Source organism: uncultured Granulicatella sp. (assembly GCF_963516875.1).
Classification (GTDB): domain Bacteria; phylum Bacillota; class Bacilli; order Lactobacillales; family Aerococcaceae; genus Granulicatella.
Window position 1 is genome coordinate 1 of the sequence record NZ_CAUQCL010000024.1, and the last position, 26,356, is coordinate 26,356.

23 protein-coding genes are annotated in these 26,356 nt (G+C 34.3%); 5 read left to right on the forward strand and 18 right to left on the reverse strand.

The features are described from left to right. The 14 genes from RWM24_RS07780 to malQ all read right to left on the reverse strand — a co-directional run. A partial coding sequence (locus RWM24_RS07780) for an NAD(P)H-dependent oxidoreductase (protein WP_314113141.1) occupies positions 1-950 on the reverse strand: 950 nt, incomplete at its 3' end. Positions 951-977: 27 nt separating this feature from the next. Beyond that, positions 978-1,586, reverse strand: a complete 609-nt coding sequence (locus RWM24_RS07785; protein ID WP_314113142.1) for an NADPH-dependent FMN reductase — start codon at positions 1,584-1,586, stop codon at positions 978-980. A 26-nt stretch (positions 1,587-1,612) separates the two neighbouring features. Continuing rightward, positions 1,613-2,533, reverse strand: a complete 921-nt coding sequence (locus RWM24_RS07790; RefSeq protein ID WP_314113144.1) for an FAD:protein FMN transferase — start codon at positions 2,531-2,533, stop codon at positions 1,613-1,615. Positions 2,534-2,721: 188 nt separating this feature from the next. Further along, on the reverse strand, positions 2,722-4,575 hold the full coding sequence (locus RWM24_RS07795; RefSeq protein ID WP_314113146.1) for an acyltransferase family protein: 1,854 nt from the start codon (positions 4,573-4,575) through the stop codon (positions 2,722-2,724). Positions 4,576-4,719: 144 nt separating this feature from the next. Beyond that, the gene (locus RWM24_RS07800; protein WP_314113147.1) at positions 4,720-5,052 is read right to left on the reverse strand and encodes a zinc ribbon domain-containing protein YjdM; all 333 of its coding nucleotides are present in this window, start codon (positions 5,050-5,052) and stop codon (positions 4,720-4,722) included. A gap of 36 nt (positions 5,053-5,088) precedes the next feature. After that, on the reverse strand, positions 5,089-6,330 hold the full coding sequence (locus RWM24_RS07805) for a U32 family peptidase (RefSeq protein WP_314113148.1): 1,242 nt from the start codon (positions 6,328-6,330) through the stop codon (positions 5,089-5,091). An 11-nt stretch (positions 6,331-6,341) separates the two neighbouring features. After that, positions 6,342-7,262: a peptidase U32 family protein gene (locus RWM24_RS07810; RefSeq protein WP_314113150.1), complete on the reverse strand. Its 921-nt coding sequence runs from the start codon at positions 7,260-7,262 to the stop codon at positions 6,342-6,344. Between the two features lie 172 nt (positions 7,263-7,434). Then, complete coding sequence (gene tuf / locus RWM24_RS07815; protein ID WP_314113152.1) at positions 7,435-8,622, reverse strand: elongation factor Tu; 1,188 nt, start codon at positions 8,620-8,622, stop codon at positions 7,435-7,437. A gap of 160 nt (positions 8,623-8,782) precedes the next feature. Further along, positions 8,783-10,870, reverse strand: coding sequence for an elongation factor G (fusA, locus tag RWM24_RS07820; RefSeq protein WP_314113154.1), 2,088 nt, complete (start codon positions 10,868-10,870; stop codon positions 8,783-8,785). Positions 10,871-10,941: 71 nt separating this feature from the next. Then, positions 10,942-11,412, reverse strand: a complete 471-nt coding sequence (gene rpsG / locus RWM24_RS07825) for a 30S ribosomal protein S7 (RefSeq protein ID WP_227931867.1) — start codon at positions 11,410-11,412, stop codon at positions 10,942-10,944. A 61-nt stretch (positions 11,413-11,473) separates the two neighbouring features. Further along, positions 11,474-11,887: a 30S ribosomal protein S12 gene (gene rpsL / locus RWM24_RS07830; protein WP_005607493.1), complete on the reverse strand. Its 414-nt coding sequence runs from the start codon at positions 11,885-11,887 to the stop codon at positions 11,474-11,476. Positions 11,888-12,161: 274 nt separating this feature from the next. Next, on the reverse strand, positions 12,162-12,881 hold the full coding sequence (gene yaaA, locus RWM24_RS07835; protein ID WP_314113157.1) for a peroxide stress protein YaaA: 720 nt from the start codon (positions 12,879-12,881) through the stop codon (positions 12,162-12,164). A gap of 96 nt (positions 12,882-12,977) precedes the next feature. Then, positions 12,978-15,239 carry a glycogen/starch/alpha-glucan phosphorylase gene (locus tag RWM24_RS07840; RefSeq protein WP_314113158.1) on the reverse strand — a complete coding sequence of 754 codons (2,262 nt, stop codon included), beginning with the start codon at positions 15,237-15,239 and terminating at the stop codon, positions 12,978-12,980. A gap of 25 nt (positions 15,240-15,264) precedes the next feature. Further along, positions 15,265-16,761: a 4-alpha-glucanotransferase gene (gene malQ, locus RWM24_RS07845; protein WP_314113160.1), complete on the reverse strand. Its 1,497-nt coding sequence runs from the start codon at positions 16,759-16,761 to the stop codon at positions 15,265-15,267. 341 nt (positions 16,762-17,102) lie between these two features. Here malQ and RWM24_RS07850 point away from each other — a divergent pair, with 341 nt between their 5' ends. The 4 genes from RWM24_RS07850 to RWM24_RS07865 all read left to right on the forward strand — a co-directional run bounded on the left by RWM24_RS07850 (position 17,103) and on the right by RWM24_RS07865 (position 21,366). Continuing rightward, positions 17,103-18,404 (forward strand): extracellular solute-binding protein, encoded by a 1,302-nt coding sequence (locus RWM24_RS07850; RefSeq protein WP_314113162.1) that lies wholly within the window; start codon positions 17,103-17,105, stop codon positions 18,402-18,404. 99 nt (positions 18,405-18,503) lie between these two features. Beyond that, complete coding sequence (locus RWM24_RS07855) at positions 18,504-19,430, forward strand: sugar ABC transporter permease (RefSeq protein ID WP_314113163.1); 927 nt, start codon at positions 18,504-18,506, stop codon at positions 19,428-19,430. After that, complete coding sequence (locus tag RWM24_RS07860; RefSeq protein ID WP_314113165.1) at positions 19,430-20,305, forward strand: carbohydrate ABC transporter permease; 876 nt, start codon at positions 19,430-19,432, stop codon at positions 20,303-20,305. The genes RWM24_RS07855 and RWM24_RS07860 overlap by 1 nt, the downstream gene beginning before the upstream one ends. A gap of 77 nt (positions 20,306-20,382) precedes the next feature. Then, entirely contained in the window at positions 20,383-21,366 is a 984-nt protein-coding gene (locus tag RWM24_RS07865; RefSeq protein WP_314113166.1) for a LacI family DNA-binding transcriptional regulator, read from the forward strand. A 44-nt stretch (positions 21,367-21,410) separates the two neighbouring features. Here the strand turns inward: RWM24_RS07865 and RWM24_RS07870 are convergent, their stop codons facing one another. After that, positions 21,411-21,767, reverse strand: coding sequence for a DUF1304 family protein (locus tag RWM24_RS07870; RefSeq protein WP_314113168.1), 357 nt, complete (start codon positions 21,765-21,767; stop codon positions 21,411-21,413). Positions 21,768-21,890: 123 nt separating this feature from the next. Here RWM24_RS07870 and RWM24_RS07875 point away from each other — a divergent pair, with 123 nt between their 5' ends. Continuing rightward, positions 21,891-23,249, forward strand: coding sequence for an MATE family efflux transporter (locus RWM24_RS07875; RefSeq protein WP_314113170.1), 1,359 nt, complete (start codon positions 21,891-21,893; stop codon positions 23,247-23,249). A 22-nt stretch (positions 23,250-23,271) separates the two neighbouring features. On the opposite strand, the gene RWM24_RS07880 is transcribed toward RWM24_RS07875, so the two are convergent. The 3 genes from RWM24_RS07880 to rlmD all read right to left on the reverse strand — a co-directional run bounded on the left by RWM24_RS07880 (position 23,272) and on the right by rlmD (position 26,025). Continuing rightward, a complete protein-coding gene (locus tag RWM24_RS07880) occupies positions 23,272-24,231 on the reverse strand; it encodes a hypothetical protein (RefSeq protein WP_314113172.1) in 960 nt (319 codons plus the stop codon). A gap of 69 nt (positions 24,232-24,300) precedes the next feature. Then, positions 24,301-24,660: a YbaN family protein gene (locus RWM24_RS07885; protein WP_314113173.1), complete on the reverse strand. Its 360-nt coding sequence runs from the start codon at positions 24,658-24,660 to the stop codon at positions 24,301-24,303. A 9-nt stretch (positions 24,661-24,669) separates the two neighbouring features. Continuing rightward, entirely contained in the window at positions 24,670-26,025 is a 1,356-nt protein-coding gene (rlmD, locus tag RWM24_RS07890; RefSeq protein WP_314113175.1) for a 23S rRNA (uracil(1939)-C(5))-methyltransferase RlmD, read from the reverse strand. Positions 26,026-26,356: the final 331 nt, after the last annotated feature.

Sequence of the window (26,356 nt, forward strand, 5' to 3'; positions counted from 1 at the left end):
TACTCTTGATCACCATTACGTAATACGCCTACAACCCACTCAACGTTTTTCATTCTTGCAGGTGGTAATGAAGCATGAACAGTTCCTAATCTGCTACCTGCTTGAACACGTACACGTTTACCAAACATTGTACTTGGTTCTTGATGAGCGTTATTGTAATACAAGAATTGGTTGTTATCATCTGCATATGTTAACTCAAATGGCATTGCTTTTAAAAACATATCAATTTGGTTAACCGTTAAGATACCGTGGTCTAATTTTACATAAGTATCTCCTGAAACAGCTCCAACGAGTTCTGCTGCTTTTTCTACCCAATCCGGATCATCTGGGTCAACGCCTTGAATCGTTGTTGCAATTGGATTTGTACAATATAAATCTTCTGGAGCAATTGGTTTTGGTTTTTTCAATTTAGAAACGACCTCCACATATTTTACAAAGTTATCTAAACAAGATTCTAAGAATTTCACAGTTCCTTCATTTGTGATATTTCCGTTTTCATCGAATGCTTCTTTAGCTTTTCCTAATAAGAATTCATTTCCTGGTAATGTATATGCATTCACACCTGGAGCATCTAAAATTTTACGTAAATGTACTTGCGCACGTGATGTACCTTGATCATGGTATGAAGCACCTACAATCATAACTGGTTTATTTTCAAATGGATGCACTTTAAATGATAACCATTCTAAAACGCTTTTTAGTGATGCTGTAATTGTATGATTGTGTTCTGGTGTTGCAATAATAACTCCATCCGCACGAGTAATTTTGTGATATAAATAACGTAATTGGAAACTGTCATCCCATTTTTCATCTTGATTAAATACTGGAACTTCATCGATTTCCAAAACTTCTAATTCAAATTTTAATTTAAATTGACGTTGAATGAATTGCAATAATTTACGGTTATATGATAGTTCAGCGTTTGAACCTACAAGTCCTACAAATTTCATAATGTATATTCCTCTCTTGTTATGCTATTAAATATTTTCCCAATCAAAGTTTTCTGCTTCTTTGTGTAATAAATCTTGAGCACTTCTTAATTTTTGAGTGATTTTAACAAATAAACGGAAATCATCAAATAGGGCATCTAATTTTTTAATTGTATCTAAATCAATTAAATCACCTTTTTTATCAAATGCTTGAAGTGAGTGAGATAATAAGAACTCAGATCCTGGCATTACATTTGCTTTTAATTCTGGTGAGTCCAAAATTTGACGTAATTGTAATTGGGCACGTGAAGAACCTAATGTACCATAAGATGCTCCTGTAATCATAACTGGTTTATTTAATAATGGATGAATGCCATAAGATAACCATGCTAATGCGCTCATTAATACTGCTGGAATAGCGTGATCATATTCTGGAGTTCCAATAATTACTCCATCAGCAGCTTCAATTTTAGCAGCAATTTCTTTTACAAGTTCTGGAACTTGTTTGTTAGCGGGTTTATTGAATAATGGTAGATCTTTAATTTCCACTAATTCAATTTCAACTTTTTTTGCAAAATGTTTTTGCATATATTGTAATAAAGTACGGTTTGTAGAACGTTGTGAGTTTGTTCCAACAAGTGCAATAAATTTTGTCATAATAATTCCTTTCTATACATCTCTAATTAAACAAATTGAATTCCAGATGTATACATCATTTTTTGATTTTTTGTAATCACAAATGCTTCCAGTCCAGGTTGTTGTTCGATTTCTTCGATAATGTCATATGGATTTTGTCCAAATAAACGTGTCGTCCATATTTCGCAATCTACTGATTTTTCAGCTACAATCGTTAAACTTGCAACTTCTGTTTCCATCGGGTAACCTGTTTTCCGATCGAAAATGTGATGATAAGTTTTTCCATCTACCACTAATTGACGTTCATAAATCCCTGAAGTTACAACAGATACATCTGATACAGCTATTACTGCAAGATGTTCTCCTCTATCTAATATTGGATTTTGGATTCCAATTCTCCACGGTCTTTGGTAGGTTGGATTTTCTCCAATTGTAAGAATATTTCCTCCTAAATTAATTATTCCTGATTGAACTCCTTGTTCTACCAAAAAATCTTTTAATTTATCAGCAATATATCCTTTCGCTAAAGCTCCTAAATCGATTCGCATTCCAACTTTTGATAAATAAACTTCCTGTTTTGAGTTATCCAATACGATTTCCTCTGGATTCGTTATTTGTAATAAAGTTTGAATCTCTTCTTTTGAAGGGAGTTTAGCATCTGAAAAACCAATTCTCCATGTTTGAACTAATGGTCCAATCGCAATATTGAGATGACTATTCGCTGCAATACTATGTTTCTTCCCTAACTCAATTAATTCAAACAAATCTGGATGAACTTGAACAGCTTTTTTTCCAGCTTGTAAATTAATCTCCATTAGTTCTGAATCAATATCATTGGCACTGAAACGATTTTTGTAAAGATGTAACAGTTGTTCACTCTGTAACAATAAATTTTGTGCATCTTCATGGAAAATCGTTAACGTAATAGACGCTCCCATTAATCGAAGACTGTGACTAGCACTTTGCAAACAATTTCCTCTTTCCTTTTGCATTTACCATTAATATACCAAAATAATGAGGTTTTCTCAAGCTTTTTAGCTCATTCTCTCACATTTCTCATATAAAATAAGTACACATTTTAACATCTGTTTTTTACTTTTTATAAACAAAAACACCATTGAAATAGTTATCAAACTACTTTCAATGGTGTTAAATGTTACTCATTCATTTTAAATTGAGTAATTGAATCTAATAAATACTCTGCAAATTGTTCTGCCCCTTGGTTATTCGGATGAATTTTATCTTCATAGAACCATTCTGCATGATTTTTTGCTAATTCATACCAATCAATAATATGTACATTTGCATGGCGATTTTTTGCTTCATGCAATTGCTGATTCACTTCATTATTCCATTTCACTGGAGCAAATATGGTCACGAAGTATAACTCTCTATCTTCTCCAAGAATTCGAATATATTCATCTAATTGTTTTTGAGAGAAAGTACCATTCGTTCCTAAAACTGTTACAACTCTATCAGACATTTTCCCTTTTGAAATTAAGTCTTGTAAAGTTGCCGGACTAGAATATAATTGTCTTCCTATTTTTCCATCAATAATTGCTTTAGGGAATAATTCTTGAACTTTATCTGCTGCTGCTAATAAAATTGAATCTCCTACAAATGTTATTGTCTCTTGAGCAATCTGTTCTTTTAATTCAATTTTTTTATTTGGATTAACAGTTGTACTTTCTTCTTGCGTTGTTTGTTCAATCAATTCTTGGTTACGTTTTATAACAGTCTCTAATTGTTGTGCAACCAAATTCGTTTCCGTAGATGATTGGATAAAACCAACAAATGCTAATCCTATTAAAATAACATAAGTAAATGAAAAGGCCATTCCTATTATCTTTTTAACCGGAGGCAACTCTTTCACTGCAAAATGATGAATACTCATTAAACTAAAAGTTTGTCCGAAGGGTACCATCCATTTTTTAGTTTCAAACACTTTATAAGTAATTTCTGCTAATACAACAATAGAAAGCAATTGAAGCCCTAAAAATGCTATATTCGATTCTTCTCCATTTTGAAAATACGGAGCAAACATATGCACTGGATAAAACCATAAGTAATAAGAAAAACTTCTTCTACCAAAAACTGTAAAACCTCTGAAGCGCAAGAAGTAATTCAATACAGAATTTTCATATAATATACTCCATAAGAACACCATAGAAATAACAGAAAATAGTTGCATCCCATACAAGTACGTTTCATCTTGTACTCCATTAAAACTTAGTGCCATCCATCCCATTAAAAAAAGACTTATAAGTCCAAGCAATTGAATGACTAATGAAGCAGATTTACTTCTAGGTAAACGAAGAGATAATTGCCCTTCTGTAAAGTAACTTAAAACTCCCCCTAATAGGAACGAGAAAATCCTAGTTGAAATTGCGTAATAAATATATGAAGGATCTTTTTGTATCATATACATGACAGTCATTAACAATGCTGAAAGAACACTAAGAATAAACAAGACTAAACTTTCCTGCATTCGCAATAAGTTTAAACGGTTAAATAGTTTCCGAATTCCAACAGCTATTAACATTAATTGTAAATAAAGGGATACATACCATAAATGAACAAACGGACTTGGATTTATCGATTGTACAAAATAAGATTGTTGATTAATAATTTGATAATAATTATTGAAAAATACTAAAGACGATATTGACATCATCCTAATATTTTTTAATTGTTCCGGTAATGCGATAAATAAAAATGCTACCGTCCCAATAATCATAAATAACATAGGAAGCCATAATCGAGACAGTTTTGATAATAAATGCCATTCTACTGGTTTTTTATGAAACAAATGCTTATTATCACGAAATGCTAAATAACCACCTATCGCAAAAAATGCATTTACTGCAAAAAAACCACCTGGCAAGTAATTTTGAAAATAATAATATCCTATAATTGCAAGAATCATCATTCCTTTAAAACCATCAAGGGCCGCTACACGTTTATATTTAGAATTTTTTTGAGGTTCCTGCATCATATTTTGTTGAGCCACGTGAAAATTTCCATCCTTTAACTAGTATTCCTCTTCATTATATTCTCTGGAAATTTTTACGTCAAACTTCTTTTGAAATATTTTTAAGTTTTTTAACAAATCACAAAAAAAGCTGGAGATAATCTCCAGCCTCACTTAAACTCATTAGATTTTTTTAACGAATTCTGATTTTAATTTCATTGCACCGAAACCATCAATTTTACAATCAATATTATGGTCACCTTCTACGATACGAATGTTTTTCACACGAGTTCCTTGTTTAATATCTTTTGGAGCACCTTTAACTTTTAAATCTTTAATAACTGTTACAGTATCTCCATTTTCTAAACGGTTGCCATTTGCATCAATAGCAACTACTCCGCCTTCTTCAACTTCTTGTCCAGGTTCCCATTCATGAGCACACTCCGGACAAACTAATAATACACCATCTTCATATGTGTATTCTGAATTACATTTTGGACAATTTGGTAATGACATAATCGTCTCCTTTTCTATCAATTATTTTTATTTATTTTACCTTCTTTTTCGAATCATGTCTAATGGTTTCACTGGTTCAGTTACTTTCATCTTACAAATCATCATTGCATGAGGAGCCGCTTCGATTTCTTCACCTTTTTCATCCCATAGAGTTGTTAAAACTTCTTCATGATGACGCATGCCTGGTCCATAAAACTCAATATGGTCTCCAACTTTAAAATTATTTCTTTGTTGAATCGTTGCAATTTGAGTTTCTGGATCATATTCCAACACTTGACCTACGAATGCATATTGCGGAATTTGACGACGAGCACCAAATAATTGTTCCTCTTCAGTAGGAATTTGATAATAGAATCCTGTTGCTAACTCACGTTGAGCTGCTTTCCATAATTCATCTACCCATTCTTGTTTACATACATAATTATCTGGATCTTCACAATAACTATCTACTGCAGCACGGTATACATTGGCCACTGTTGAAACATAGTGAATAGATTTCATACGTCCTTCAATTTTCAAGCTATCTACTCCAGCTTCGATTAAATCTGGCAGATTGTGAATCATTGATAAGTCAACCGCACTCATAGAGAATTTCTCTTCAATACCTTCTTCTCCAGCACCAACCATATTTTTCTCATTAGCAAATGGCATATCAAACAAACCATATTTCCAACGACAAGATTGCGCACATCCTCCACGGTTCGCATCACGACGTACCATATGGTTTGACAATACACAACGACCTGAATATGAAATACACATTGCACCATGAATGAATGCTTCAATTTCAACATCCACTTTTTCTTGCATTTCTTGAATTTCTGCCATAGAAACTTCACGAGCTAAAACAACACGTTCTAATCCTTCATCTTTCCAGAAGTTTAAAGTTTCCCAGTTTGCAGCAGAAGCTTGTGTTGAAAGGTGAATTGGTAATCCTGGAGCTTCTGAAGCACAAATATCCATTAATGCCATATCACTAATAATCGCAGCATCAATTCCAAGGTCACGAACTGTACGGAAAAATTCTCCCGCACCTTTTTCATCTCCTTCGTGAGTCACCATATTCGCTGCAATATATACTTTAGCATTATGGCTATGCGCAAATTCAACTGCTTCTTTCATCTCTTCAAAATCAAAGTTCCCTGCACGACTTCTTAGTCCGTAAGCTTCCCCTCCTAAGAATACTGCATCTGCACCATATAAAATGGCTGTTTTTAATTTTTCAAGTGTTCCTGCTGGAGCAAGAACTTCTGGTTTTTTCAAAATTTTTCTTCCCATTCGTCTCTCTCCTATTTCACATCTTCTGGATTTAAAATATAAAATCCTGCATCTAAACCACGTTGTTGTGGATGAAGTTCTCTCACTTGTAATTCTAAGCTTGCACTTTTTTCTACAGTCCAAGTACCAGCTTCAATTTCTTTACGAGCATTATCAAACAATTGAACTACTTTAACAAAGTTCTCACCAGGTGTTAATACTCCATCAAATTTCCATTGAGGAACACCCATTTGAGTTAATTCTAATAAATAAGGCGCAAGGGATACATCATTATTTGCAAAAATATGTGTACCATTAATATCTTGATAAATGGAATAATGAGAATCTTCATCTGCCGGTTCACTCACGAATAACCCACGTTTTTTCTCAACACTTTCCTTCTTCTCAATATAGTTAAAGTAATTTTGTAATAATGGTCGTTTAGAATGATGGATACATGTTGCACCATAAACTAACACTTCAATTGGCACTTCCACTTGGCTCGCTAAAATTTCCATTTCTGCTCTTGGAATTTCTCTAGCAATCACTGCACCTATCGCTCCACGCTTAGCCCAGAAATTAACTTGACGACTACTTGTTACTAACACAGCAGCGTCATAATAATAAGGAATGGAGTATTCTGGGTTCTTCATAATTTGAACAACTCCAGGATCTCCTACTGTAATCATATCTACATTAATTGATTTTAAAAATTGTAAATACTCCGGAACTTGCGCAATTCCTTCATTATGAAAAATTGCATTAACCACTACATTTACTTTTTTACCATAGCGATGTACCAATTCTGTTAATTCTTTTTGTTCATCACGTGAAAATGACATTGGTAATCTTAAACCAAATAGATCTTCACCGAAGCACAATACATCTACTCCTGCTTCTAGTAGTGCTTGCGCTTGTTGGATCGATTCAACTGTTGCAATCAGTTCTATCATTCCAAACGCCTCCTATTCATTATAATTTTACTGATATAGAGTAGCATAAATTTTAATTAATCTCTACCTAAAATCAGCAATCTATATTGAGAACTGTTATCAATTAGACTTAATTGTTCAAATACAAAAAAATCCTCCCAAAAGGGAGGATTGAAAATCAATTTAATTAAAATTATTTTTCGATGTTAGCTACGATACCAGCACCTACAGTACGTCCACCTTCACGGATAGAGAACTTAGTACCTTCTTCGATCGCAACTGGGTGAATTAATTCAACTTCCATAGTTACGTTGTCACCAGGCATTACCATTTCAGTACCTTCTGGTAACACACAAACACCAGTGATGTCTGTTGTACGGAAGTAGAATTGAGGACGGTAGTTAGAGAAGAATGGAGTGTGACGTCCGCCTTCTTCTTTAGTTAATACGTAAACCTCAGCTTTGAATTTTGTATGTGGAGTGATTGTTCCTGGTTTAGAAAGAACTTGTCCACGTTCGATGTTGTCACGTGTAACACCACGTAATAATGTACCAATGTTATCCCCAGCTTCAGCGTAGTCTAACAATTTACGGAACATTTCAACACCTGTAACAGTTGTTTTAGAAGTTTCTTCAGAAATACCAACGATTTCTACTTCGTCACCAACACGAACTTGTCCACGTTCAACACGTCCTGTAGCTACAGTACCACGACCAGTGATTGAGAATACGTCTTCGACTGGCATCATGAATGGTTTGTCAGTGTCACGTTCTGGAGTTGGGATATATTCGTCAACAGCAGCCATTAATTCTAAGATTTTTTCTTCGTAAGATGCATCGCCTTCTAAAGCGCGTAAAGCAGAACCAGAAACAACTGGAGTGTCGTCTCCTGGGAAATCGTATTCTGATAATAAGTCACGAACTTCCATTTCTACTAATTCTAATAATTCTTCATCGTCAACCATGTCAACTTTGTTTAAGAATACTACGATGTAAGGTACACCTACTTGACGTGATAATAAGATGTGTTCACGTGTTTGAGGCATTGGGCCGTCAGCTGCAGATACTACTAAGATAGCACCGTCCATTTGAGCAGCACCAGTGATCATGTTTTTAACGTAGTCCGCGTGTCCTGGGCAGTCAACGTGAGCATAGTGACGAGTTTCTGTTTCGTACTCAACGTGTGCAGTGTTGATAGTAATACCACGTTCGCGTTCTTCTGGAGCTTTGTCGATTGAACCGTAATCTTGAGCTTGTGCGAAACCTTTCTTAGCTAAAACAGTTGTGATAGCTGCAGTTAAAGTTGTTTTACCGTGGTCAACGTGGCCGATTGTACCAATGTTAACGTGTGGTTTTGAACGGTCAAATTTTTCTTTTGCCATTTTTAATAATTCCTCCTAAATGTTTGAGTATTTTTGTTAGATTCTATAACAGTATCTACCGATTTAAATTATACCAAAGAATACCTATAAAAATCAACTGGTTACGCTAGGTAACCAGTTGACCTAGCTTCTTTGATGAAGTTGCGATTTTAGCGACTCATTATTCGCCATTTCCGCCATTTTTCTTAATGATTTCTTCTGCAATGCTCTTAGGAACATCTTCGTAGTGATCGAATGTCATTGAGAATGTACCACGACCTTGTGTTGCAGAACGTAATGTAGTTGCGTAACCGAACATTTCTGATAAAGGAATCATACCTTTAACGATTTGTGCGTTACCACGAACTTCAGAACCTTCAACGCGTCCACGACGAGCGTTAACGTGACCCATTACATCTCCGAAGTATTCTTCTGGAACTGTAATTTCAACAGCCATCATTGGTTCTAAAATTGCTGGTTGAGCTTTCTTAGCAGCAGCTTTCAATGCCATTGAAGCAGCAACTTTGAAGGCAGTTTCTGATGAATCGACATCGTGGTAGCTTCCATCATATAATTTAGCTTTGATGTCAACTAATGGATAACCAGCTAATACCCCGTTTTCCATAGCATCTTTCAATCCTGCTTCTACAGCTGGGATGTATTCACGAGGAACTACCCCACCGACGATAGCATTTTCGAATTCAAATCCAGCACCTTCTTCGTTAGGAGCAAACTCAATCCATACGTGACCGTATTGACCTTTACCACCTGATTGACGAACGAATTTACCTTCTGCTTGAGTAGAAGCACGGAATGTTTCACGGTAAGATACTTGAGGAGCACCTACGTTAGCTTCAACTTTGAATTCACGACGCATACGGTCAACAATAATGTCTAAGTGTAACTCACCCATACCTGCGATAACTGTTTCACCAGTTTCTTGGTTAGTGTAAGCACGGAATGTTGGGTCTTCTTCTGCAAGTTTTTGTAAAGCAATACCCATTTTATCTTGGTCAGCTTTTGATTTTGGTTCAATCGCTACTTCGATAACTGGATCAGGGAATTCCATAGACTCTAAGATAACTTCTGCTTTTTCATCACATAATGTGTCCCCAGTAGTTGTATCTTTAAGACCTACTGCTGCAGCGATATCTCCTGAGAATACTTCAGGAATTTCTTGACGTGAGTTAGCGTGCATTTGTAAGATACGTCCTACACGTTCACGTTTACCTTTAGTTGAGTTTTTAACGTATGAACCTGATTGTAAAGTACCAGAGTACACACGGAAGAATGTTAAACGACCTACGAATGGGTCAGTCATAACTTTAAACGCTAATGCTGAGAATGGTTCTTCATCTGAGGAATGACGTTCTGTTTCTTCATCAGTGTTAGGATCAATCCCTTTAATAGCTGGTACGTCTAATGGTGATGGTAAGTAGTCAACTACCGCATCTAACATTAATTGTACCCCTTTGTTTTTGAAAGCTGATCCACATAATACTGGGTAGAATTCAGCAGCACATGTAGCTTTACGGATAGCTGCTTTTAATTCTTCTTGTGAAATTTCATCGCCTTCTAAATAGCGTTCCATTAATTCTTCATCAGTTTCAGCTACTGCTTCCACTAATTTTTCACGCCATTCTTCTGCTAAATCTTGTAAATCTTCAGGAATATCTGTTTCTTGGATATCTGTACCTAAGTCATTAGTATAGATTTCAGCTTTCATTTTAATTAAATCGATGATACCTGAAAACTCATCTTCAGCACCGATTGGTAATTGAATTGGGTGAGCATTTGCTTGTAAACGTTCATGAATTGTACGAACAGAATATAAGAAATCTGCACCGATTTTATCCATTTTGTTAGCAAATACGATACGAGGAACACCATATGTTGTAGCTTGACGCCATACAGTTTCTGTTTGAGGTTCAACCCCAGACTGTGCATCAAGTACCGCAACAGCTCCATCTAATACACGTAGAGAACGTTCTACTTCCACTGTGAAGTCCACGTGCCCTGGTGTGTCGATGATGTTAATACGGTGACCTTTCCATTGTGCTGTTGTAGCAGCAGATGTGATAGTGATACCACGTTCTTGTTCTTGTTCCATCCAGTCCATTTGTGAAGCACCTTCGTGAGTTTCACCAATTTTATGGATTTTACCAGTGTAATAAAGTACACGCTCAGTTGTAGTAGTTTTTCCTGCGTCAATGTGAGCCATGATACCGATATTACGCGTGTTTTGAAGAGTAAATTCTCTCTTTGCCATCTTCGTTCTACACCTCTTTATTTAATAGTTAATTTATGCATAGATTAAAAAGCCCGAAGGCTTTTTGAATCTTACCAACGATAGTGAGCAAACGCTTTGTTTGCTTCTGCCATTTTATGAGTATCTTCACGTTTTTTAACAGAAGCACCTGTGTTGTTCGCTGCATCCATGATTTCACGAGCTAAACGAACTTCCATAGTGTCTTCACCACGTAAGCGTGAGTAGTTTACTAACCAACGTAAACCTAATGTAGTACGACGGTCTGAACGAACTTCAACTGGCACTTGATAGTTAGAACCACCAACACGGCGAGCTTTAACTTCTAATACTGGCATAATGTTCTTCATAGCTTGATCGAACACTTCCATTGGATCATTTCCAGTTTGTTCTTTAACGATGTCAAATGCATTGTATAAAATTGTTGCTGCTTTACCACGTTTACCATCTACCATTAAACGGTTGATTAAACGAGTAACTAATTTTGAATTATAAATTGGATCAGGCAAAACATCACGTTTTGCGACAGGACCTTTACGAGGCATTTATAATCCTCCTTTCATCATTTTGAGTTATTAATTATTATTTTTGTTTTGTTAACCTAAATTATTTTTTAGGACGTTTTGTACCGTATTTAGAACGACCTTGCATACGGTTGTTAACTCCAGCAGTGTCTAAAGCACCACGGATGATGTGGTAACGTACCCCTGGTAAGTCTTTTACACGTCCACCACGGATTAATACTACGCTGTGTTCTTGTAAGTTGTGACCGATACCTGGAATGTACGCAGTTACTTCGATTAAGTTTGATAAACGTACACGGGCATATTTACGTAACGCTGAGTTAGGTTTTTTAGGTGTCATTGTACCTACACGAGTACATACACCACGTTTTTGTGGAGAGTTTGTATTCGTTTGTGATTTTTTAAAGCTGTTATATCCTTTACCTAACGCTGGAGAAGCTGATTTCTCAACTGCTGATTTACGAGGTTTACGGACTAATTGGTTAATTGTTGGCATTTAGCTCTTCCTCCTTCCCTATCGGGTTCTTCTTGGTCCACACATCCTGGTGGTCCATTTTTTTGTAAAAATTAAAAGACACATAAATGTCTCTCTCAGTGGCCTTTTTACCAGTCAGCACGACTGATATGATTTCTAATCAGGAATCAGGTATAAAAGCACCTTTGACATAGTACCATAATTATTCAACTTCGTCAACGGGTGTAGGCTATTTCTTTTTATAGTTTTTGTGTATATTTTAATTGTTCTCTTTCATTCATTTTATACAGACTGCCTATACTTCTTTTACAAAACAATAATGATTTTCCTTTGAAAGTGATGCATCATATCTAAAACCATCTAAATCAAAATTTTCTAATTTAGCTTTTTCTTGAACACGTTGGCTCATCATCCACGCTGCCATTTTTCCTCTTGCTTTCTTCGAAATAGTAGAATGTTGTTTTAACATCCCTTCTTTTTTCTCAAAGAATTCAATATCTACCCAATCATATTCTTTTTTGTTAAATAACGAAGAAAACTCACTACTTGCTAAGTTGACGATGCACTCTCCTTCTTCAAACGAAGTTGCGATTCTTTCTTTCCAATATTTTTTTAGTGTTTCTCCTTCTACTTTCAAACTCATCGTTAAATCTAAACGATATGGCTTCACACATTCCTCTGGACTAATTGCTCCATATAACGCTGAAAGAATCCGAATATGTTTCACTGCATAATCTCGATGTTCATTCCAATCGGCTACTTGTTTAAAACTGCGAAATGCTAATCCTTGATACAAATCCATCGCATGGTAAGTTATACTTTCTCGAAAGTTTTCGATTTTCAACCAATTTTCCTCTAATAAAGTATCACTAACTTTCAGTAATTTCTTCAGTTCTTCCTTCGTATAGCTTTCTAATAATGATACAATTATTTGACTATCTTCCGTTAGTACCCAATCTTTTTCCAATGGGAAATCTGTCGTCATTTCTTTTGCAGGTGACATAATTATTTTCATTTTATCATCCTTTCCTAGTTTTTTGATTCTATTTTAACCTAAAAAAGAAGCAAGAAACAACTCTCGTCATTTCTTACTCCTTCATTTTTCGTTCTATTAGTTTAATTTCCAAATATCACGGTTGTAGTCTTCAATTGTACGGTCACTTGAGAAGAAACCAGCCATTGCAATGTTTGTAATTACTTTTGCAATCCAATTTTCACGATCGTGATAATCTACTAACATACGTTCTTTTGTTTGGATATAGTCTTCTAAGTCTAATAAAGTCATGAACCAGTCTTTATTGATTAGTTCATTGAATAATCTTTCTAAACGCTCTCTATTTCCTAATGATACTAAAGCATCACTTACGATAAAGTCTACTAACGGACGAATCGATTCTCTTTCATAATATGAATGTGAATGGTAATCACTATTTTCATAATGTTTAATAACAGTGTCGCTATCTTCACCAAAGACATAAATGTTTTCATCTCCAACTAATTCATGGATTTCCACATTTGCTCCGTCTAATGTTCCTAATGTTAACGCACCATTTAACATGAATTTCATATTACCTGTTCCACTTGCTTCTTTTGAAGCTAATGAAATTTGTTCAGAAATATCTGCTGCAGGAATTAAGTGAGTTGCTGCAGTAACATTGTAGTTTTCTACCATTACCACTTGTAAGTGTGGACTTACTTCTGGGTCATTCGCAATTAATTCAGATAAACATAAAATTAAATGAATAATATCTTGCGCAATCACATATGCAGGAGCAGCTTTCCCTCCAAAGATAATTGTGATTGGTTTTGCAGGAATGTTACCATTTTTAATATCTAAATATTTATAAATCACATATAATGCATTCATTTGTTGACGTTTATATTCATGCATACGTTTAATTTGAACATCAAAAATTGAATCTTCTTTAACCGTTACACCTTGGTGTTCTTGTAAGAAGTGTTTCAAACGTAATTTATTGTTACGTTTAATTCCTTTTAATGTTTCTTGGAATTCTAAATCATGTGTATGAGCTTTTAACGCTTCTAATTTTGTTGCATCATGACGGTATTCTTTTCCAATTGTACGATCTAATAATTTAGCTAATTCTGGGTTCGCATGCATTAACCAACGACGGAATGTAATCCCGTTTGTTTTATTATTGAATTTCTCTGGATAAATTTCATAGAAATTCTTCAATTCGCTTTGTTTTAAAATTTCTGTATGCAATGCTGCTACACCATTCACGCTATATCCATAGTGGATATCCATATTTGCCATATGAACACGGTTATATTCGTCAATAATCGCTACACTTGCATCGTCAAATTGAGCTCTTACACGAGCATCTAATTCTTTAATAATTGGCACTAAGTGAGGTACTACTTGTTCTAAGTAATGTAAAGGCCATTTTTCTAAAGCTTCTGCTAAAATTGTGTGGTTTGTATAAGCTGTCATTGAACGAACAATTTCAACTGCTTCATCAAATTCAATTCCACGTTCGCCTAATAAACGAATTAATTCAGGAATAACCATTGATGGGTGAGTATCATTAATTTGAACTGTTGCATAGTCTGCTAAGTCATGTAAGTTACTTCCTTTAGCAACTGCTTCATCTAATAATAATTGAGCTCCATTACTTACCATGAAGTATTGTTGATAAATACGTAATAACTCCCCATGCTCATCACTATCATCTGGATATAAGAATAATGTTAAGTTTTCAGCAATTTTTGTTTTGTCAAATGCGATTGAGTCATCATGAACTAATGATTCATCAATTGTATCTACATCGAATAAATGTAATTGATTTTTATGAGATTGTTCATAACCTAAAACAGCAATATTAAACATTTTTGATTTCAATGTAAAGTTTGCAAATGGCACTTCATATGAAACATTAGTTGGAACTAACCAGCTATCTGGAGTTAACCATTGATTTGGTACTGCGTTTTGTTGATTGTCTTTGAATTTTTGTTCAAATAAACCAAAGTGATAATTTAATCCAACCCCATCCCCTGGTAAACCAAGAGTTGCAATAGAATCTAAGAAGCAAGCTGCTAAACGACCTAATCCACCGTTTCCTAATGATGGTTCTAATTCAATTTCTTCAATTTCTGCTAAAGTATGTCCTTCAGCTTCTAATTCTTCTTTTACTTCATCATAAATCCCTAAGTTAATTAAATTATTTGATAGTAATTTACCAATTAAAAATTCTGCAGAAATGTAATAAACTTTTTTCTTCCCTTCATTTTCTGGTAATGCTGCACTTTTTTCTTTTGTATAATGTAATAAAGCTACATATACTTCTTCTTTTGAACATTCTCCTAATGATTTTTGGTAGTTACTTTCTACATATTGTTTTAATGTTTGCATTTTTTTCTCCTTCTACTTGTTAACCCTACAACTGTTCGTTTGAACGATCATATAATTCTGTAATTTCTAATAGGAAGCTTTCTACTTCTGGCGTAATATCTCCCTCTTGCATTCTCCACACCCAATTTCCACCAAGAGTGCTTGGAATATTCATACGAGCTGTTGTATCCAATTGTAATAAATCTTGCATTGTGGCAATGGTCATTTTACTTACAGAACCATACAGACTTCGTAACATTGCATAACTAATTGGCTCATCTGTACGATTTAAATAACGATTACAGAAATCACGTTCTTCATCTGTTGCAGATTCATACCAACCTAATACTGTATCGTTGTCGTGTGTTCCTGTGTAAGAAACAGAGTTTACAGGATAATAATGTGGTAAATCTGTGCTACTTACTTGCGCTCCCATAAATCCAAATTCTAAAATTTTCATTCCTGGGAATCCTGTTGCTTCACGCAATTCAATTACAGCATCATCCATAAATCCTAAATCTTCGGCAATAATTGGCAAATCGCCAAGTTCATTTTTCACAGCTTCAAATAAGTCAAATCCTGGACCTTTTACCCATACCCCACCAGTAGCATCTGTAGCTCCTGCTGGAATTTCCCAGTACGCTGCAAAACCACGGAAATGGTCAATTCGAACAACATCAAACAATTCAAAGCTTGCTTTCAATCGTTTAATCCACCAAGTAAAGCCATCTAATTTCATCGCTCTCCAATTGTAAATAGGATTTCCCCATAATTGTCCTAATGGTGAGAATCCATCTGGTGGACATCCTGCTACACAAGCCGCATTACCTACTTCATCTGTTTTAAAGTAATGTGGTGTTGCCCACATTTCAACGCTATCTTCTGCAACATAAATTGGCATATCTCCAATAATTTGAATATGATGTTCATTCGCATATTGTTTCAACGCTTTCCATTGTTTATCAAATAAATATTGAGTCACACGGTGATACTCTAATTTATCTGCTAATTTTTCACGATAAGCAGCTAAAGCTTCTGGATGACGACGTTTAATGTCTTCATCAGACCAATTAGTCCAACTCTTCATATCAAAGCTTTCTTTAATCGCCATATATTCTGCAAATGGTTCTAACCATTCTGCTTTTTCTTCTACAAAACGATAGTAATTCGTTAAATCTTCTTTTTCTAAGAAACGTTGAACAACTTTTTCTAAAATAGGTCTTCTTTTTTCATAAATTAACGCATAATCAACAGTCGTTGCATCTTCTCCCCAATTACCCGCTAATTCTTCAGTCGTTAATAGACCTTCTTGAACAAATTGATCAAAATCTAAGAAATGTGTATTCCCAGCAAATGCTGAAAAAGATTGATACGGAGAATCTCCATAACTTGTTGTTCCTAATGGAAGAATTTGCCAATAAGTTTGTTTACTACGTACTAAAAAATCTACAAAATCATAAGCAGATTTTCCAAATGAACCAATTCCATATTTCCCCGGTAATGAAGAAATATGCATTAACACACCAGATTGTCTTTCTTTCATACAGTATTACCCTCTTTTCTTTATCCATCTATTTTGGATACGTAAATTATAAACTTACGCAACCGTTTGCCTTAATACTATTAGAAAAAAAATAAAAAAGCAAGTAAAATTTCAATTTTTTATAAAAACATTTTTAAAAGAAAACGTTTATATTACCGCATTTTTACCTATTAATATTAGTAGCTATATAAATTAACAAAATGTCCGTTAAAATGTAACCGCTAAAATTTTTTTATTTTTTTATAAAAAAAGTCTTGCAAACGATTTCCAAAAGCAGTATACTAAAGCCAGTTAAGAAATCGTTTGCGTTAACTGAATATATCTCAAGGGAGGAAAAAACAATGGCAAACACATGGCTTAAAAAATCATTCGTTGTCGGCTTAGCTGGTTTAGCATTAGCAGCTTGCGGCAGCAAATCATCAGACTCTTCAAAAGGAGGCTCTTCTGAAAGTAAGAAAGAATTCACTTTATATAGTAACAAGAGTGAAATTCAAGATGCTTTAACAGCATACGCTAAAGAATGGGGCGACAAAAACGGAGTTACAGTAAACATTAAAACATGTTCTGGTTCATGTAAAATTTCAGATCAATTAAAAACTGAATTTACTGCTGGGACTGCTCCAGACGTATTCGTAATTGAAGGTCAAGCTGGATACGACTTATGGAAAGATAACTTACAACCACTTAAAGGTGACTGGATTGATAAAACAGAATTCGAATTCAAACAAGGAAACGATGTTTATGGATTCCCAGTAGCTGTTGAAGGTTACGGTTTAGCTTACAATAAAGAAGTATTATCTAAAGCTGGTATTGACCCTGCTTCATTAACTTCATTTGATGCAGTTCAAAAAGCAATGGATACATTAGAAAGCAAAAAAGATGAATTAGGTTTATCTACAGTAGTAGCAACTGCTACTAAAGAAGGTGAAACTTGGATCATGGGTATCCACGACTTCGCTGCTTACTTAAGTTCTGGTTTACCAAACGGAGACCGTACAGTTACTCAACAAGTAGTTAAAGGTGAAACTGACAAAGCTCGTTTATCTAACTATGCTGACTGGGTTGAATTATTATTCAAACATACTGAGAAAAAATTATTAACTGTTGGTACTCAAGAAGATATGGACTCTGCATTTGCTAGTGGTAAAGCAGCATTCTTACACCAAGGTAACTGGAAAGATCCTAACTTAAAACAATTAAACGCTAAATTCGAAATGGGATTCATTCCTTATCAAACTTTAGGAAAAGACAAAAATGCTGATGGATTATTCATCGGTGCTCCATCTTACTATGTAGTTAACAAAGACACTAAAGCTTTAGATTCAATCAACAAATTCTTCTCTGACTTAGTTGATACTAAAGAAGGTCAAGACTACACAGTAAACAAAGCTAACATGATTTCAGCATTCTCTACATCTAAAGAAATGCCAAGCGCTCCATTATCTAAATTCTTAGCTGAATGGGTTGCTGCTAAAAAACCTGTTTACTCATTCGATAACCCATACTTCATGCCTGACAACTTCTTAATGGGTAAATTAGGACCAATCTTTGGACAATACGCTCAAGGTTCAATCGACAAAGCTAAATTCCAAGAATTGATCACAAATCAAATCAAAGAAGTACCAAGCTTACTTCAAAAATAACAATTAAGTATGTAACACAGGCCCACAACTACTTACAACGGTCGTTGTGGGTTTGCTGTTATTAATACCTCAGCAATACATAAAAGGAGGAACCCTAACATGTCTAAGAATAAAAAAGCTCTTAGTCGTGACGATCGCGCAAGACGTACGTTTTACTGGCTTGTGCTACCGGCATTTATCATTTTTGCACTCGTAATTATTGTACCTTTCTTCTTAGGTTTCTATTATTCCCTAACAGACTGGAAGAGTGTTACTCAAACTAAAATTAACTTTGTTGGATTAAAAAACTTTACAGACAGCTTTGCTGATACTCGTTTCCAATATTCATTAATGATTACTGTTATTTTCGCATTATTTAACGTAGTCGTTGTAAACTTTGTATCATTCGGTTTAGCTTTACTAGTAGCTAGTAAAATTAAATTAAGTAATATTTTCAGAGCTGGATTCTTTATTCCTAACCTTATCGGGGGACTTGTATTAGGGTATATTTGGCAATTCATTTATAACTCAGTATTCCCTGCTTTAGGTTCAGCAATTGGTAGTCAGTTTTTAGTCGAAAACCTATTTTTAGGTGATGTTAAATTAGCTGTATTAGCTTTGATCATCACGAACACATGGCAATATGCTGGTTATATTATGATGATTTACTTTGCAGCATTACAAAATGTACCTTCAAGTTTAGTAGAATCTGCTTCTCTTGATGGAGCTAATGCTTTCCAAAGATTAAAACATATTATTATTCCAATGGTAATGCCTGCGTTTACGGTATCACTATTCTTAACAATTACAAACTCATTTAAAATTTTCGATGTAAACTTCTCACTTACTGGTGGTGGACCATCTCTATTATGGCATGATAAAGCTATCCAAAGTACAGAGTTTATTACAATGAACATTTATAACACTGCTTCAGGAGATAACTTAATGGCACAAGGTCAAGCTCGTGCAGTTATTTTATTCTTCATCTTAGTAGTGATTAGTATTGTTCAAACAACAATCACTAAACGGAAGGAGATTGACTTATAATGAAAAACCAAAAAATCGGCTTATTACTTTTAGAAATTTTTGGAGCTGTTTTATTCTTATTATTCTTAAGCCCAATCTTTTTATTAGTGATTAACTCAGCTAAAAGTTCTGCTGAGATCTTAGCTAGTCCATTATCATGGCCTGCAAGTTTCGGTCAACTTTGGACAAATGCGGTAACAATTTGGAACAATCCTTCCATTAAATACCCATCATCATTTTTTGCTTCAACAATTATTACAGTCATTTCATTAGTAACGATTACTCTATTCTCAGCATTAGCTGCTTGGGGATTAGTTCGTTATCGTTCTAAATTATCAACTGTAGTATTCTTCATCTTTGTAGCATCAATGGTAATTCCTTTCCAAGTTGTAATGTATCCATTAGTAACTTGGTTCAAAATTTTAAGTGATACAATTACAAATCCTTTATTCGGATTTAGCTTATTACGTACTTATCCTGGTATCATCTTTGCTTATACTGGATTTGGAATGTCTCTATCTGTATTCATGTTCCACGGTTTCATTAAAGGTGTTCCACTTGAAATCGAAGAAGCTGCTGAATTAGATGGATGTAATAAAATGCAAACATTTTTCTACGTTGTATTACCAATTTTAAAACCAATCTATGTAACGATTTTAATCTTAAATGGTATTTGGATTTGGAACGACTTCTTATTACCTCTATTATTATTAGGTAAAGGAAATGCAATTCAAACACTTCCAATCGCAGTATCTAACTTTGCAGGATCATTTACGAAACAATGGGATATGATTTTAACATCAACTCTATTAATTATGTTACCAGTCATCATCCTATTCTTAATTGCTCAAAAACATATCATGAAAGGTATGGTTGACGGAGCTATCAAATCTTAAGATGATTTTTACTCTGGGCTGGTTAACATTGTTTTCCCGCCCAGATTTTTTATAATCAAAGAAAAAGGAGGATTTAAATGGCTGTCACCATTAAAGATGTTGCTCGACTGGCTGAAGTATCACCTTCAACTGTCACTCGTGTCATTCAAGATAAATCCAGCATTAGTGAAGCAACTAAAAAAAGAGTGCGCCAAGCAATGGAAGCTCTTAATTACCATCCTAATTTCAACGCTCGAAGCTTGGCTAGCAATAAAACCAATGTCATTGGTGTCGTCCTACCAAGAGATACGGATGCATTTTATCAAAACTCTTTCTTCCCAGAAGTTATTCGAGGGATTTCTCAAATTGCCGCAGATCATCATTATTTAATTCAGCTATGTACTGGAAAAGATGACGAACAACGTTTAAAAATTTTAAAAGACACCATTTTAGGGAGACGTGTTGACGGGATTATATTTCTTTATGGGGAAACAGATGATCCATTAGTGGAATTAGCAATTGAACAAGAATTTCCTAGTGTCGTAATCGGAAAATCTTTATCACCCTTTATTTCATTTGTAGATAATAATAATGAAAAAGCTGGATTTGATGCTACTGAATATATGATAAAAGAAGGCTGTTCATCTATTGCATTTATTAGCGGACGTCATCAATTATTCGTGTCGCAAGATCGTTTAATTGGTTATAAAAAAGCACTTGAACATTATGCTATTCCGATTAAAGAAGGATTAATCTCTCACGTTGGGGAATTTACGAGAGAACGTGGATATCAAACCATGAAGAGTATAATCGAACGAGAATCCATCGATGGAGTTGTAACAACCGATGCTTTAATTACGGAAGGAGCTCTAAGATTTTTAAATGAAAATCAAATTTCTGTTCCAGTTCTAACATTTGACTCAAATCCACCACTACTTCCAATGACTGCATATGTTAATATTCATACATTGGAACTTGGTAGAAGCGCCTTTCAAATGTTATTAAAAGTCATCGATTCTTATAACAACAAGCAAATAATGTGTTATCGAACTTTCGTAGAACATTCTATTGTTCGCTTATAAAAAGAAGAATGAGAGCTATTTTAAGCTTTCATTCTTCTTTTTTTTTAAAATAATAGTGTTATTAATGTTAAAATGGCTAATCCACCTTGTTTCAAAAGAATCATTTTATCACTCGTTACACTACCATATAACGCTACTAAAATGATATAAGCTAGCAAAAGAACAAGCCAACTAATACTTGGAATCACATAAATAGAGATTAGGATTAAAACTCCAATTAACCCATTGTATACTCCTTGATTTTTAAATAATGTAGTGACTGACGGACGTCTTAATTCTTCTTCTTCCATTTTAAAAACTCGTGCTGTACTAGCAGATACCGTAGCAACTGTTTCTAAGTAAAAAATATAAAAGAATTCCATAGCTACTAAAGTTCCTAAAATTATTGTTATCATTGACATTATAACTCCTCCAATATATCTAATTTTATTATATTAAACATTACTATAACCATTGTCAATCATTCTGTTTTTTTGATAAAATAGTATCAATTCAAATAAGGAGGAAGATGATAAAACTTTATTATGTTTAAAAAAACTTCTGTTAATTTACTAGATGGACCTATTTTACGTTCTATTATTGCTTTTGCAATTCCCATCTTAATTTCAAATATTTTCCAACAACTATATAACACTGCGGATATTATGATTGTCGGTCGTTATTTAGGACCAAATGCTCTTGCAGGTGTTGGTGCTACTGCTGCCATTTTCGAACTTGTTATCGGGTTTGCGCTTGGAGTAGGAAATGGTATGGGCGTTGTCATCGCTCGCTGTTTTGGTGCACAAGATATGACGCAATTAAAACAAGCAGTTGCTTCAACATTAGTAATTGGGCTAGCTCTTAGCTTCTTAGTTTCAACAATCGGTCACTTTGGGATGTATCCTTTATTAGAATTTTTAGGAACTCCAACTGAAATCATTGATTTATCGTACCAATATATTCATATGATTGTCCTATGTGTGGGAGTAACATTTGCTTATAATCTCTGTGCTGGATTACTTCGTGCAGTTGGAGATAGTCAAGCAGCATTATATTTTTTAATATTTTCTGCTATTGTAAATATTATTTTAGATTTATTCTTTATTACTCAATTACACCTGGGTGTGCAATCAGCAGGTCTAGCAACAATTATTTCTCAAGGAGTATCTGCTATTCTTTGTTTCTTCTATATCCGAAGAAGAGCCAATTTTCTTCTTCCTCAAAAAGAACACTTTGTATGGGATAAAGAACTCTATCTTGATTTATTAGGACAAGGATTAGCAATGGGATTGATGACTTCGATTGTTTCTATTGGTACAGTCACTTTACAAACTTCTATTAACGCACTTGGTGCAACAATCATTAGCGCTCAAACTTCTGCAAGAAGAATTATGTCATTTTCGATGCTACCTGTTTCAGCGATTGCATCCTCCTTAACAACCTTTACTTCTCAGAACTTAGGAGCAAATCGTCCTCAGAGAATTCAACGGGGTATCTTTGTAGGAAGTATGGTTGCAATTATATGGACAATCTTTGTTGCTATTACATTATTTTTTGCCAGCCCCGCATTAAATGAATTAATTTCTGGCTCTACTGATCCTGAACTAATCTCCAATGCATCGCTTTATAATCGCATTAGTTCATCCTTTTATCCAGTATTAGCCGTGTTACTAGTCCTTCGAAACAGTTTACAAGGATTAGGTCAAAAAATTACGCCATTAATTTCAAGTTTCATTGAATTATTTGGGAAAATTTTATTTGTACTCTTCATTATTCCTTCAACTGGATATATGGGGGTTATCTTCTGTGAACCACTCATTTGGGTTCCTATGACGATTCAATTGTATTATTCTTATAAACATCAACCAATTATTTTATCATTAAAAAACGCATCTCATTCTTAAGACGAGATGCGTTTTTCGATTGTTATTTTATTTTTTCTTTTAAACTAACTACTAATAGAAGCATTGCCGTCACTAAACTAATAAAAGCAACAGTAATTACTCCTCCATCAATACTCTCTCCTGTTCGAGGTAATTGTGGATCTTTCTTCTCCTCTGTTTTCGTTGTTTCTGGAATAGTATTTTCTGCTTCCTTCGTTTTTTCTTTTGTAGTTTCTTCTTTTGGTTCTTCAGGAACTTTTGTTTTTTCAGATTCCTTTGGTTCTCCCTTTTTAGGGATCACTACAACTGGTGGAATATCTTTGTTTTGTTCTTCTTTATATTCTGGATGATTAAAGACTAATGGATCTCCTTTTTTAGAAAGGGGAACAATATATTCAGGAACTTCTAGAATAGGCGGCTTAGCCTCTTCTAATTCTCCTTTTTCATGAATTTCAGGAGTAATTTTACCTTCTAATATTTCTTCTTTCTTATTTACTTCGGGTGTATCCACTTCATAAGTAAATTCTTGTTTTTCTAATGTTTCAGGACTACCTTTTTCTGATTCATACGTTCCAAAATATCTAAGCGTTTGATAAATTCTAGAAAATGTTTTATCTGTATTCTTATACTTTAAATTGATTCTACGAATTTTTTCTCTTGTTTCTCCTTTTTTCAAAAATCTATCTCCAATATCTGGAGCTTTTATTCTCCTAGCTGGCACTCCATCTTTATCTATAAATTGTTCCGCATAAGGAAACTGCTTGATAAATGCTTCATTCACCGCTTCTTCAGATGTATGAATTTTATTGCTATTTACTGTTTCTGCGTAAATCACCTGAGAACTATACACTCCGCCCACTAGCGTAAGCAATAATATTAATTTCCTAAAATGTATTTTTTTCATACCCAAACACCTACTTTTACTAAAATATAGCCTTTCTTTTATCTTATAAATTCTAATTTTATTCAAATATATTCTAATCCTAATTAAAAACTCTTTCAATTCATTCTTTTTTCCCTTTATGTACATATTTATTAAAATAAAAAAGCCTCCATCAGGAGACTTCAATACTTATTTATCTGGAATAACTTTAAAGAGATAATACGTAATAAACACTGTTAATAAAGCTAGACCAATTTTTACATAAATAATTGGGGCAAAATAAATGGAAATCCCCATTAAAATGTAAATATAAATAATAATTTTCTTTTTACGAGATCGTGCAATGGATTTTGTTTCTAAATAATCTGATACATAAATTTGGTATAATTTTGTATTCGCAAACCATTCTTCAAATCTTTTGGAACTCTTTGAAAAACAGAATACCGTTAATAATAAAAATGGTGTCGTTGGCAAAACTGGAAGAACAATTCCTACAATCCCTAATGCTAATGAAATCCATGCAACAACAAAATAAAATCCTCTTCTCATATTTCCTCCTTAAATCACTCGTTCTAATACAGCTACTGTTTCAATCGCTGTCGTCATTGGGAACATATCTACTGGTTGAGCATACAGTGCCTGATACCCTTCTTCTTGGAATAATGCTAAATCACGTGCTAATGTCGCAGGATTACAGCTAACATAAACAATTTTTCTAGCTTTAGTTTTAACAGCTGCATCAATAAAGGCTCTATCTAATCCTTTTCTAGGTGGATCGACTACAATTACATCTGGTTGTAATCCTGACTCTACCCATGTTGGCATAACTTTTTCAGCCGCTCCCACTTCGAATGTTACATTGTCAATCTGATTGATTCGTGCATTTTCTTTCGCCATTTGAATGGCATCCGGTACAATTTCCATGGCATAAACTTTTTTAGCACATTTTGCAAAAGCTAAACTCATTGTTCCGATTCCACAATAAGCGTCCACTACCGTTTCATCTCCAGTTAATCCAGCTGCTTGAATGGCTTCATGATACAACACTTCCGTTTGAATCGTATTAACTTGGAAAAATGAACGTGAACTAATGGTAAAGGTAAATTCCATCAATTCTTCTTGGAAAGCATCTTCTCCAAATAACACTTTCTTTTGAGCACCCATAATGACATTCGATTGATGCGGTTGAATATTTTGAACAATGGACACCACTTCTGGTAATTGCTGAGTGATTTGCCTTACAACTGACTCTTTTTGAGTGAATTTCTCTGTACGAGTGACTAAAATAATCATCACTTGAGAAGTACGCAATCCTCTACGAACAATGATATGACGTAAATCACCTGTATGTTTCTCTTCATCATAAGCTTCAATCGTAAATTTTCTTAAAATATCTCTGACGACTAAAATAATACGGTCAATTTCTGGGTCTTGAATATAAAAGTCTTCGATTGGAACTAAGTCGTGCGAGTTTTTCTTAAAAAAACCTGTCGTTAATAAGCCATCTACCATTCTTACAGGAATTTGCGCTTTATTACGATATCCAAATGGATGTTCCATTCCAATGGTTGAACGAACTTCTAACTCTGGCATTTTTGCAATTGTATTCATGACATGTTTGACTTGTTTTTGTTTAAAATCTAATTGAGCTTCATATTTCATATGTTGTAAAGGCATTGTCCCCACTCGAGTGCCATTTGGATCAACTAATGGAATACGGTCAGGACTCGTCGATAACCATTCGACAACTTTGGCATAGCCAAATTTTTTCCCTACTTTTAAAACATGAGCCACTACTTTTTCTCCAGGCAGCGCATTTTCAATAAAAAGAGGAAATCCATCGACTTTTGCAACACCCATTCCCTCATACGTTAAATCATCAATTTGTAGTTCTATACGGTCATTTTTTTTCATCTCTATCCTCACTCACTACTATTTGTCTGATTTATTATAGCGTATTTTGGGATAATTTTATAGTGAAGTGAGAAATTCAAATAAAAAAGAATAGACTTTCCACTGCCGTCCTTTACTACAGTAAGAAAGTCTAGTTCGTAACGTACTTCCATTATGATCCTTCCACAAGAATAGACTTTCTACTGTAGTATTAGTAATAAAAACCACATACTGTGGTTTTTATTACAGGAAATTTTGAGACCTAGGCTCAAAATTTAGGCATGAGATTCGCTTGCGTGTTCCGACCCCAAAAAGTTAGACCAAAAATCTAACTTTTGGAGGTCGGTATTTT